Here is an 11,911-nt window from a genome sequence, read left to right on the forward strand (position 1 = left end):
ACCACGAGCCCGATGAACTGGATCTCGAACGTCGTTCGGCCGAAGATCCGCTCGTTCCTGAAGCGCGAGACGCCCGAGAACCTCTGGATCAAGTGTCCGGACTCGGGCCAGCTCGTGTTCCACAAGGACGTCGAGGCGAACCAGTTCGTCATCCCCGGCTCGAACTTCCACATGCGCATGGGCGCGGTGGCGCGCCTGAAGTCGATGTTCGACGACGGCCAGTACGAGGACGTTCCGCTACCGGAGGTCCCCCTCGATCCGCTGAAGTTCCGTGACGAGAAGCGCTACGTCGATCGCCTCAAGGATGCCCGCACCAAGACCGGCAACCCCGATGCGGTGAAGGTCGGCTTCGGCGAGTGCGAGGGCGCCCCCCTGACGGTCGGCGTGCAGGACTTCGACTTCATGGGTGGTTCGCTCGGCATGGCGGCGGGCGAGGGCGTGATCAAGGGCCTGGAGATCGCCGCGGACCGCAAGACCCCCTTCGTGATGTTCGCGGCCTCCGGCGGCGCGCGCATGCAGGAAGGCATGTTCTCGCTAATGCAGATGCCGCGCACGACGGTCGCCGTGCAGCGCCTGCGGGCGGCCCGGCTGCCCTACATCGTCGTCCTGACCAACCCGACCACGGGCGGGGTGACGGCGTCCTACGCCATGCTGGGCGACATCCACATCGCCGAACCGGGCGCGCTGATCGGCTTCGCCGGGCCCCGCGTCATCGAGCAGACGATTCGCGAGAAACTGCCCGACGGCTTCCAGCGGGCCGAGTATCTGCGCGACCACGGCATGGTCGACATGGTGGTCCATCGCCTCGAGATGAAGGCGACGATCGCGCGGCTCTGCCGCCTGCTGACCAAGCCGGAACCCGTGGCCGCCTGAGGCCCGGGGGGTCGCGCGACCCCGATGCTTAACTGCCCCTTAATCCGCCGCAATTAGCCTGATCCTGCGAGATCTTGCAGGCCCGCGCAGAAGCGTGGCCGGACGGGTTCTGGCAGGAGTCGGGGCGGGGTATGGGACGGCAGCAGGATCCGCGCGAGAACCGCGTGGGACGGCAGGAGCCGCGAGTCGATTCCGGCCGACGACCACAGGGGCCGGACCTGCGCCTGACGGCGGACGACAGGCCGGCGGGCCAGGCGCCCAGGGGACGCCCGGCACCGGGAACCGGCACCCGCCGGGAACCCTCCTTCGCGCCGGTCGTGACGCCGGCGGAGGATCCGATCGCCCTGGTCCGCAGGCGGCCGAGGGCCGAGCCGACGCCCGAGCCGCAGGACCAGGAAGAGGATACGTCGATGCCCGCCAGGGCCCGCCACAGCGCCGAGCAAGGAGCCTCAGGCCGCGGCCGGAGCCGAAAGGCTGGCAAGCGCCGCACCATCCTCGGGCATCTCGTCTACTGGAGCGCCGTCGCGGGGCTCTGGATGCTCATCGGCGTCGTCGGCCTCATCGTCTACCACGCGTCGAAGCTGCCCCCGATCGACCAGCTCGCCGTGCCCAAGAGGCCGCCCAACATCGCCATCCTCGCCGCCGACGGCTCCCTGCTCGCCAACCGCGGTGAGACGGGCGGGCGCACGGTGACGTTGAAGGAGCTGCCGCCCTATCTGCCGAAGGCGTTCGTCGCCATCGAGGACCGCCGCTTCTACGATCACATCGGCATCGACCCCGTCGGCATCGCCCGCGCCCTGTTCCGCAACGTCACCCGCACCGGCGGGGTCATGCAGGGCGGGTCGACGCTGACGCAGCAGCTCGCCAAGAACCTGTTCCTGACCCAGGAGCGCACGGCCTCCCGCAAGATCCAGGAGGCCATCCTCTCCGCCTGGCTGGAGCGCAACTACAGCAAGGACCAGATCCTCGAGCTGTACCTCAACCGGGTCTATTTCGGCTCGGGCGCCTATGGCGTCGAGGCCGCCGCGCAACGCTACTTCGGCAAGACGGCGCGCTCGGTGACGCTGTCCGAGGCGGCCGTCCTCGCGGGCCTCGTCCAGGCTCCCTCGCGGCTCGCTCCCAACCGCAATCCCGAGGCGGCGCAGGCCCGCGCGATGCTGGTGCTCAGCGCCATGGCCCGCGAGGGCTTCATCTCCGACCAGATGGCCAAGATCGCCATGATGAACCCCGCCGCGCCGGTGAAGGCCGGTGGCGCCGGCTCGGTCAACTATGCGGCCGACTACGTCATGGACGTCCTCGACGATTTCATCGGCAGCATCGACAAGGACATCGTCGTCTCGACCACCATCGATCCCCAGATGCAGGCGGCGGCCGAGCGGGCGCTCGTCGACGAACTCGCGCAGAAGGGCGACAAGTTCGGTGTCTCGCAGGGAGCGCTGGTGTCGATGCAGCCGGACGGGGCGGTGCGCGCGCTGGTCGGCGGCCGCAGCTACACCGAGAGCCAGTTCAACCGCGCCACCGCCGCGAAACGCCAGCCGGGCTCCGCCTTCAAGCCGTTCGTCTACCTGACCGCGGTCGAGAAGGGGCTCACGCCCGATACGGTGCGCGACGACTCGCCGGTCAACATCAAGGGCTGGCAGCCGGAAAACTCGTCGCGCGACTATCGCGGCCCGGTGACGCTGCGCCAGGCCCTGGCGCTGTCCATCAACACCGTCGCGGTGAAGCTGGCGGTCGAGGTCGGACCGAAGCAGATCGTGAAGACCGCGCAGCGCCTCGGCATCCAGTCGAAGCTCGAGCCCAACGCCTCGATCGCGCTCGGCACCAGCGAGGTGACGCCGCTCGAACTGGTGGCCGCCTATGCGCCGTTCGCCAATGGCGGCATCGGCGTGATGCCCTACGTCATCCGCCAGGTGAAGACGAGCGGCGGCGAGCTGGTCTATGCCCGCACCGGCACGGGTCTCGGCCGGGTCGTCGACCCGGCCAGCGTCGCCATGATGGACGCGATGCTGCGCGAGACGCTGGTGACGGGCACCGCCCGCAAGGCCGAGTTGCCCGGCTGGGAAGCCGCCGGCAAGACGGGGACCAGCCAGGACTACCGCGACGCCTGGTTCGTGGGCTTCACCGGCTCGCTCGTGACGGGCGTATGGATGGGCAACGACGACGGGTCGTCCACGAAGAAGGTCTCGGGGTCGAACCTGCCGACCGAGGTGTGGAGCCGGTTCATGAGATCGGCCCTGGCGGGGCAGCCTGCCATTCCGCTGCCGGGCGCCGGCAGCAACTGGCGCGCCGTTCCGCCCGCCGACGTGGCCCCGTCGCCGCAGGGGCCCTTGCCGGATGCCGGCGGGGGAGTGCCCGTGGCGGCCGCTCCCTCGAGCGGCTGGTTCGGAACGCCCGCGCCGCAGCCTCCGCCGCGCGCCGTCGGCAGCGGCCCGCTCGTGCTGGGCCCGGCCCAGCAGCAGCAACAGGCCGCACAGCCGATGCCTCCCGCGCCCGTGCCCGCGCCCCGGCGCGCGGCCGCCAACGACGACATTCCGCGCCCGCCGGGCTCGATCCCAGGGGCGGGCCCCGCACCTCAGCGCCAGGCGCCGGCGGCGCAGCAGCAACAGCAGCGCAACCTCTTCGACAGGATGTTCGGGGGCTGAGGCTTCAGCGCACCTGGGCGGTCGGATCCAGCCTGGAATAAAGGCCGATCAGGTCGCACTCGCCGAGCATGTGCGGCTCGGCCGCCGCCCAGAGCTCGAAGGCGGGGATCGCGTCTGGGACGTCGAGCCTCTCGCTGCGCAGCGCGCCGAGGCGGAAACGGTAGGGGTGGAAGACCTCGTCCGGCGGAGGCTCCGGCCCGTCATAACAGGCGTTGCCGTAGCGGTTCACGCCATGCCGGAGAGGGCCCGACGCGGCGCCCGCGTTCTCGGGCAGGCGCTCGCCGGTGATGCCGTGGGCGGCCCAATAGGGCCAAGGCCCCATGGCGTCTTCCATGAGCAGCACGAAGCTGCGTGTTCCGGGAGGCGCGCCCGACCAGACCAGCGGGGGCGAGACGTTCTCGCCGCCGCGGGCGAAGCGCTGCGGGATCGCCTGTCCGTTCGTGAACAGGGGGCTCGTGATGTAGAAGGCCATGGCGGGCTCCCGCGGTGGACGAGACAACCGTCGTCCACCGCAACGCCCGCGCCGAATGCGGGTTCCCGATCAGTAGCAGGCCTGCACCTGCTGCCAGTGCGGATAGCCCCAGGCGTCGTAGACCTTCCGGGTCTCGACGCGGCACGGGGCGCCGTAGCCGTAGGCCGGCGCGGCGTGCGACTGGGACGCGATGGCGCCCAGGGCCAGGGCGCCGATCACGCCGGCGGCGATGGCCAGGCCCGCATTGTTGTTGCGGTGCCGCTTGTACCCGTAGCCATAGGCGGGGTAGGCGCTCTGGCGATAGCCGTAGCCTCCGCCATAGGCAGGGTAGCCGCCATACCCGCCGTAGCCACCATAACCGTGGCGCCAGCCGGCCTCGGCCGGCAGGGTGGTGGCGACCAGCGACGCGCCGACCACGAGGGCGGCAGCGGCGCGACCAAGCTTCGAAACGCGGATCATGTTTGCTCTCCCGATTGCTTCCGGCAGGAGCGTCGCGGCGGTGCCCGGCGCTTTCTCTGTCTGGTCAGCGTTCTAACGGAGGCTGGCTGAACGGCGTCCGACGCGATCGTTCATCCATTATTCACGATTGCGGGGCGCTCAGCGCAGGAAGAACGTTCCCCGGCAGCGCTGCCCCTTGCCGCCGCACTTGATGTCGACACCGTCGGGCAGGCCCGGATTGACGCGCTGGACGGTGGCCCGCCTGCCGCCGGCCCCGCCTGCGCCGGACCCCGACGGGACGACCTGCTCGACCGGCTCGGAGGTGTCGGCCGGACCGTCGCTGCAGTAGCGGCCGGTGACGTTGCCCTTGCGGTCGTAGGTCTGGATGCAGTTCTGGGCAGCGGCCGCGGGAGCCGACGGTGCTGCGGCCAGCAACGCTGCAGCCAGGAGGCCCGTGGCCACAACCCCTGGCAGCGAGATCGGGAGCGTTGGTCGTCTAGGCATGGTGCGTCCTTCGACACGGCCGCTGCGCGGCCAGCTCAGGATGAGGAAAATCATGGTGTTTCAAGAACAACAAAGGTCCTCATCCTGGGCAGCCGCCACAGGCGGCTGGCCGAAGGACGCAGCAGTCAGGCCTTACCCGGCGAAGGTGTAGGCGGTCTTCACCGTCGTGTAGAACTCGCGGGCATAGGCACCCTGCTCGCGCGGGCCGTAGCTGGAGCCCTTACGGCCGCCGAACGGGACGTGGTAGTCGACGCCCGCCGTCGGCAGGTTGACCATCACCATGCCCGCCTCGCTGTTGCGCTTGAAGTGCGTGGCATACTTCAGGCTCGTGGTGCAGATGCCGGACGACAGGCCGAACTCGGTGTCGTTGGCCACGGCCAGCGCCTCGTCGTAGTCCTTGACGCGGATCACGTTGGCGACCGGGCCGAACACCTCCTCGCGGGAGATGCGCATGCTGTTGGTGGTCTCGGTGATCAGCGCCGGCTGCATGTAGAAGCCGGGCGTCTCGCGGTTCAGGAGCTCGCCGCCCCAGAAGAGCTTGCCGCCCTCGTCCTTGGCGATGGCGACGTATTTCAGGTCCTGGTCGAGCTGGCTCTGGTCGACGACCGGGCCGATATGCGTGCCGGCCTTCAGCGCATCGTCGATGACGAGGCCCTTGAGCCGCTCGGCGACGGCCTCGACGAACTTGTCGTGGATGCCGGCCGTGACGATCAGGCGCGAGGAGGCCGTGCAGCGCTGGCCGGTGGAGAAGTAGGCGCCGTTGACCGCGGTCTCGACCGCGACCTTGAGGTCGGCGTCGTCCAGCACCACGAGCGGGTTCTTGCCGCCCATCTCGAGCTGGATCTTCTTCATCGGCATGGAGGCCACGGCCGTCGCCGCCACCTTGCGGCCGGTCGAGACCGAGCCCGTGAAGGTGATCGCCGTGACGTCCTTGTGCTCCAGGATCGTCTGGCCCACGTCGGCGCCGCGGCCCATGACGAGGTTCAGCACGCCCTTCGGGCAGCCGGCGCGGTGGATGATGTCGACGAGCGCCCAGGCCGAGCCGGGCACCAGGTCGGCCGGCTTGAACACCACCGTGTTGCCGTAGGCGAGCGCCGGGGCGATCTTCCAGGCCGGAATGGCGATCGGGAAGTTCCAGGGCGTGATCATGCCCACGACGCCGACCGGCTCGCGGGTCATGTCGACCTCGACGCCCGGACGCACCGAGGCGAGCTTCTCACCTGCCAGCCGCAGGCACTCGCCGGCGAAGAAGGCGAAGATCTGGCCGGCGCGGGTCGCCTCGCCGATGCCTTCCGGCAGCGTCTTGCCCTCTTCGCGCGACAGCAGGCGGCCGAGTTCCTCCTTGCGGGCCAGGATCTCGTCCGAGGCCTTCTTCAGGATCTCGTAGCGCTCCTGCGGCGTGGTGCGCGACCAGGCCGGGAAGGCGGCCTTGGCGGCGGCGATCGCCTGCTCGGCCTGCGCCTTGGAGGCGCGCGCATAGGTGCCGACCACGTCGCCCGTGTTGGACGGGTTGATGTTGGCGTTGGTCGAGGCGCCCTCGACCCACTCGCCGGCGATCAGGTTCTTGAACAGTTCGGACATGGCGGACTTTCCGGTTTCGGTGACGTGGCGCGGCTTTATCAGATGAGGCCGCGGCGGGCGAGGTTGCGCATCAGGTGCGACGTTCCGAACGTCCAGGGCGGGCATTCGGTCGAGAGCCTGATGCGGTTGACGAGGCTGCCGAGCGCGGGCGCGGCGATGGTGACGATGTCGCCGACCTTGTGCGTGAAGCCCTTGCCGGGCGCGTCGCGATCGTCGATGGGGGCGAACAGCGTGCCCGTGTAGAGGACGGCGCCGTCCGGATACTGGTGATGGCGGCCCAGCATCTGGCTCGCGAGGTCGGTGAAGTCGCGGCTGATCTTGGACAGGCTGGAGGAGCCCTTCAGCACGTAGCCTTCCGGCCCCTGCACCGTCAGGGTCAACTCGGCCCGGCGCAGCGCGTCGAGCGTGAAGGTCGCGTCGAAAAAGCGCAGGAACGGCCCCAGCGTCGCCGACGCATTGTTGTCCTTGGCCTTGCCCAGCAGGAGCGCCGAGCGGCCCTCCACGTCGCGCAGGTTGACGTCGTTGCCGAGCGTCGCGCCGACGATGGTGCCGGTGGAGGCCACGACCAGGACCACCTCGGGCTCGGGATTGTTCCACGTCGAGACGGGATGGATCCCGGCATCCGCGCCGGTGCCGACGCTGGCCATCGCGGGAGCCTTGGTGAAGATCTCGGCGTCGGGGCCGATGCCCACCTCGAGATACTGGCTCCACGCCCCCTGCGAGATCAGGACCTCCTTCAGCTTCATCGCCTCGGGCGAACCGGGCTTCAGCTTGGACAGGTCGTCGCCCACGAGCGCCGTGATCTCCTGGCGGATCGCGGCGGCAGCGGTGTAGTCGCCCCGGGCGCGCTCCTCGATGACGCGCTCCAGCATCGAGATCGCGAAGGTGACGCCGGCCGCCTTCACCGCCTGGAGGTCGACGGGCGAGAGCAGCCAGGGCTTGCCCTCGTCGCGGCTGTCGGGAGGCGTGTTGGACAGGATGTCGGCGAGCGAGCCGATGTCCTCGCCGTCCGCCTCCGCCAGGGCCTTCGCCGGATCCGGGCATTCGCACAAGTCGCGCATCGTCGCGAAGTGCCGGGAGACGTCGAGGACCCTGACGCCACCGGCGGAGCCGCGGATCGCCACCACGGACGGTCCGGAGGCATCCGGGCGCCAGACGCGTCCGGCCAAGGCACCGGCGGCGCCGTCCTGCGGCAAGGTCGTTGCGGGATCGAGCGAAATACGGGTCACGGCGGCCCTCCCATGGGCATTCTTCGACCGGCGCCTCGCAGGCGCGGCCGCGCTTCTTCTAGCACCGCCAATCCCCTGCGGCGAGGGCGGATGAGGTGCGCACGTCAGAAAGCGAAACGTCCGTCGTCGCAGGGTTGGCAAAGCTTCAGCTGATATATTTCATCCGAGCATTGCCTCGGGCGAAACCGTCGTTCTATCGTGCACACGACGCAGGGCTGCCATGCCTCGGCGTGATTTCAATCAATTCAGATGGCGCGGACACCGCGCCGCCGGAGGAAACCATGAAGAAGACCTGGCTCATTGCCGGACTCCTTGCCGCGTCCGCGATCTTCGCCCAGCCTGCCGCTGCCCAGCAGCCGACCATCCCCCTCATCGTCAAGGACACGACGTCGTTCTACTGGCAGATCGTTCTCGCCGGCGCCCGCAAGGCCGGCCAGGACCTCGGCGTGAAGGTGCCCGAGCTCGGCGCCCAGTCCGAGGCCGACATCAACGGCCAGATCGCCATCCTCGAGAACGCCGTGTCCTCCAAGCCCGCGGCCATCGTGATCTCGCCGACGCAGCGCGCCGCTCTCGGCAAGCCCATCGACGAGGCCGCCAAGTCGGTCAAGATCGTCGGCATCGACTCGGCCGCTGATTCCAAGGCCTTCACCTCGTTCCTCACCACCGACAACGTCCAGGGCGGCCGCATTGCCGCCGACGGTCTCGCCGCCGCGATCACCGCCAAGTACGGCAAGGCCGAGGGCGAAGTCGCGCTGGTCACGCATCTGCCGGGCGTCGGCTCGCTCGACGAGCGCGCCAAGGGCTTCAAGGAGCAGCTCGCGGCCAAGTATCCGGGCATCAAGCTCGTGGCCGACAAGGTCTCCGACGGCACGGCCAACGGCGGCCTCAACATCACCACCGACCTGTTGACCGCCTTCCCGAACCTGCGCGGCATCTTCGCCTCGAACCTCATCCAGGCCCAGGGCGCGATCCAGGCGATCGCCGAGTCCAAGGCCCAGGACAAGGTGAAGCTCGTCGGCTTCGACAGCGACGACAAGCTCGTGAAGGCGATCAAGGACGGCGTGATGGCCGCCACCGTCGTGCAGGACCCCTTCCGTATGGGTTATGACGGCGTGAAGACCGCGCTCGCCGCCTCGAAGGGCGAGAAGGTCGAGGCCTTCGTCGACACGGGCGCCAACCTGATCACGCAGGCCAACATGAACGAGCCCCGCGCTCAGGAACTCCTGAACCCGAAGGTGAAGTAAGGCGTCGCGGGCCAGGCGCCCGCGAGCTCCTGCGACGCATTGCCGGAAGCGGGCCAGCGGCCTGCTTCCGGTCCTCCCGCTTCAGCGTCTTCGCCCGGATCGTCCATGACCGTGACCGCGACCCATGCCCCCGTCGCCCGGCCGGCTGCCGCCGTGCCGATCCTGGAGCTGCGCGGGCTGGAGAAGCGCTACACGGGCACCCATGCCCTGAAGCCCGCCGATCTCGCCTTCGAGACCGGCGAGGTCCACGCCATCGTGGGCGAGAACGGCGCCGGCAAGTCCACGCTCATCAAGCTGCTGACCGGGGTCACGCCGCGCACCTCCGGCGAGATGATCTGGAAGGGTCAGGCGACCGACCTCTCGACCCCCAACGAGGCCATCGCGCTCGGCATCAACGCGGTCCACCAGGAGGTCGTGCTCTGCCCGCACCTCACGGTCGCCGCCAACATCTTCCTCGGCGACGAGCACACCTCGCGCGGGCTCCTGAAGGACCGCGCCATGGTGCGCGAGGCCCAGAAGATCATCGACGACCTGGGCTTCAACCTGCCGGCCGGCGTCCCGCTGTCGAGCCTCACCATCGGCCAGCAGCAGCTCATCGCCACCGCCCGCGCCGCGAGCCGCGGCACGCAGTTCCTGATCTTCGACGAGCCGACTGCCTATCTCACCCGCCAGGAGGCGGCGCAGCTTTTCGCGCTGATCCGGCGGCTGAAGAGCGAGGGCGTCACCATCGTCTACATCTCCCACCGCATGGAGGAGATCTTCGAGCTCGCCGACCGCGTGTCGGTGCTGCGCGACGGCACGCTGGTGGGCACCCGCAAGGTGTCGGAGACCACCGACGCCGAGCTCGTCGCGCTGATGATCAACCGGTCGATCGACCAGATCTACCACAAGGAGACCTTCGCGATCGGCGCGCCGATCCTGGATGCGCGCCATCTGAGCGGGCCCGGCTTCGACGACGTGTCGCTGACCATCCGCGAGGGCGAGATCGTCGGCCTCTACGGGCTCATCGGTGCGGGGCGCAGCGAGTTCGTGATGGGGGTCTACGGCCGCCAGCCGCGCACGGCGGGCGAGGTGTTGTGGCAGGGGCGCCCCGTCGACATCCGCAGCGAGCGCCAGGCCATCGATCTCGGCATGGCGCTGGCGCCCGAGAGCCGACGCGACCAGGGCCTCTGCCTCAACCTCGGCGTCGGCCTCAACATCAACCTTCCGGTCTTCGATCGCCTGACGCGCGGTCTCACCATCTCGGCCGCGCAGGAGCGCCAGGCCGCCGACAAGCAGATCGCCGACCTGCGCATCAAGACCGCGAGCCGCAACGCGCTGGCGCTGAGCCTCTCGGGCGGCAACCAGCAGAAGATCGTCATCGGCAAGTGGCTGAACCACGGCGCCAAGCTCTTCATCTTCGACGAGCCGACGGTGGGCGTGGACGTGGGCACCAAGGCCGAGATCTACCGGCTGTTCGGCCGTCTGCTGTCGCAGGGCGCCGGCATCCTGCTGATCTCGTCCTACCTGCCCGAGGTCTACGAACTCGCCGACCAGCTCCACGTCTTCCGCGGCGGCCGCCAGGTCGCCACCCACGGCTTCAAGGCCGTGAGCCACGAGCAGATCCTCACAGAGGCGATCGGCATCTGACCGCCGAGCGACCGTCCCGCCCCAGAAGGAACCCCCGACCATGACCGACAACGCCAGCGCGATGGCCGGAGCACCCAAGGCCCGCTTCGAATTCTCGCGGCTTCTCGGGTTGACGCTGATCGGCGTGCTCCTGGCGATGTTCCTGTTCCTGTCGTGGAAGACGACGACCTTCGCGACGCCGGGCAACCTGTCCAACCTGGCCCGCCAGGGCGCGATCTTCGCCATTCTGGCGCTGGGCCAGACCTTCGTGATCATCACCGCCGGCATCGACCTGTCGGTGGGCGCGGTGGCGAGCTTCATCACCGTGGTCGTGGCCATGCTCATCCAGAGCGTCGCGCCGGGCATCGTGGTGAGCCTCGCCGGAGTCGGCTTCTCCGACTACGCCGCCAACATCGTCGCGCTGTGGGTCTGCATCTTCGCCGCTTTGGCGCTCGGCATGGCGATCGGCGCCTTCCACGCCTTCGGCGTCGTCAAGATGGGCCTGCCGCCCTTCATCATCACGCTCGCCACCTTCACCGCGCTGCGCGGCGTCGGCCTGTTGATGACCAACGGCTCGACCATCAACGTCACCAACGACGTGTTCACGGGCTTCTCGCGCGGCGAATTCCTCGGGATCCCGAACCTGTTCATGGTCGTGATCATCGTTGCGGTGCCGGCCTTCGTGTACCTGCACCTGAGCCGCTGGGGCCGTTACCTCTACGCGGTGGGCTCCAACGCCGAGGCCGCGCGCCTGTCGGGCGTAAACGTGCAGGCGGTGACGGCCACGGCCTACATCCTCTCGGCGCTGTGCGCCGCCATCGTCGGCGTGATGCTGGCCTCGCGCACCGGCACGGGCAACGCGACCCAGGCCATCGGCTTCGAGCTCGAGGCCATCGCCGCCTCGGTGATCGGCGGCACCAGCCTCTTCGGCGCCATCGGCAGCGTCTGGGGCCCCCTGCTCGGCGCCTTCATCCTGGCCACCATCCGCAACGGCGCCAACCTGATGAACGTGAACTCCTTCTGGCAGTTCATCATCACCGGCGGGCTGATCATCCTGATCGTCTACTTCGACGGCCTGAGGCGGCAGCGGCGCTGAGGGGCGCAGGGCCAAGTCCATTCGGTGTCCAGCCGCCGCCAACCTCTCGCCCGTCATGGCCGGGCTTGGCCCGGCCACCCACGACTTCGGCGCGGGCCCGGCAAAGTCGTGGATGCCCGGGCCAAGCCCGGGCAGGACGCACGGTGGGATTGGGTGCCGATTTGTTGGCCTGAGCGGCCCTCCACCCCGAAATAACTTCCACGACCCCGCGCGCGCTCCTAGGA

9 protein-coding genes and 1 pseudogene are annotated in these 11,911 nt (G+C 69.2%); 5 read left to right on the forward strand and 5 right to left on the reverse strand.

Annotation, left to right across the window (positions count from 1 at the left end):
• Positions 1–12 precede the first annotated feature (12 nt).
• Positions 13–852: pseudogene (gene accD, locus Q0Q47_RS09350) on the forward strand (acetyl-CoA carboxylase, carboxyltransferase subunit beta); the annotation flags it as partial.
• 431 nt (positions 853–1,283) lie between these two features.
• Positions 1,284–3,515 carry a transglycosylase domain-containing protein gene (locus tag Q0Q47_RS09355; protein WP_293858113.1) on the forward strand — a complete coding sequence of 744 codons (2,232 nt, stop codon included), beginning with the start codon at positions 1,284–1,286 and terminating at the stop codon, positions 3,513–3,515.
• A 4-nt stretch (positions 3,516–3,519) separates the two neighbouring features.
• Here Q0Q47_RS09355 and Q0Q47_RS09360 read toward each other — a convergent pair whose 3' ends face one another.
• From Q0Q47_RS09360 to Q0Q47_RS09380, 5 genes are all read right to left on the reverse strand, one after another.
• Positions 3,520–3,987 (reverse strand): YbhB/YbcL family Raf kinase inhibitor-like protein, encoded by a 468-nt coding sequence (locus Q0Q47_RS09360; protein ID WP_293857871.1) that lies wholly within the window; start codon positions 3,985–3,987, stop codon positions 3,520–3,522.
• 69 nt (positions 3,988–4,056) lie between these two features.
• Complete coding sequence (locus Q0Q47_RS09365; protein ID WP_293857874.1) at positions 4,057–4,446, reverse strand: hypothetical protein; 390 nt, start codon at positions 4,444–4,446, stop codon at positions 4,057–4,059.
• Positions 4,447–4,584: 138 nt separating this feature from the next.
• Positions 4,585–4,929: a hypothetical protein gene (locus Q0Q47_RS09370; protein ID WP_293857876.1), complete on the reverse strand. Its 345-nt coding sequence runs from the start codon at positions 4,927–4,929 to the stop codon at positions 4,585–4,587.
• Positions 4,930–5,061: 132 nt separating this feature from the next.
• The gene (locus tag Q0Q47_RS09375; protein WP_293857879.1) at positions 5,062–6,510 is read right to left on the reverse strand and encodes an aldehyde dehydrogenase family protein; all 1,449 of its coding nucleotides are present in this window, start codon (positions 6,508–6,510) and stop codon (positions 5,062–5,064) included.
• A 38-nt stretch (positions 6,511–6,548) separates the two neighbouring features.
• Positions 6,549–7,739: a fumarylacetoacetate hydrolase family protein gene (locus Q0Q47_RS09380; RefSeq protein ID WP_293857882.1), complete on the reverse strand. Its 1,191-nt coding sequence runs from the start codon at positions 7,737–7,739 to the stop codon at positions 6,549–6,551.
• 281 nt (positions 7,740–8,020) lie between these two features.
• Between Q0Q47_RS09380 and Q0Q47_RS09385 the strand changes: the two genes are divergently transcribed.
• The 3 genes from Q0Q47_RS09385 (at position 8,021) to Q0Q47_RS09395 (ending at position 11,687) form a co-directional block, all read left to right on the forward strand.
• Positions 8,021–8,983, forward strand: a complete 963-nt coding sequence (locus tag Q0Q47_RS09385; protein WP_293857885.1) for an ABC transporter substrate-binding protein — start codon at positions 8,021–8,023, stop codon at positions 8,981–8,983.
• Between the two features lie 105 nt (positions 8,984–9,088).
• The gene (locus Q0Q47_RS09390; protein WP_293857888.1) at positions 9,089–10,612 is read left to right on the forward strand and encodes a sugar ABC transporter ATP-binding protein; all 1,524 of its coding nucleotides are present in this window, start codon (positions 9,089–9,091) and stop codon (positions 10,610–10,612) included.
• A 40-nt stretch (positions 10,613–10,652) separates the two neighbouring features.
• On the forward strand, positions 10,653–11,687 hold the full coding sequence (locus Q0Q47_RS09395; RefSeq protein ID WP_293857891.1) for an ABC transporter permease: 1,035 nt from the start codon (positions 10,653–10,655) through the stop codon (positions 11,685–11,687).
• The last annotated feature ends 224 nt before the right edge of the window (positions 11,688–11,911 follow it).

This window comes from uncultured Alsobacter sp., from assembly GCF_945952055.1.
GTDB lineage: Bacteria > Pseudomonadota > Alphaproteobacteria > Rhizobiales > Beijerinckiaceae > Alsobacter.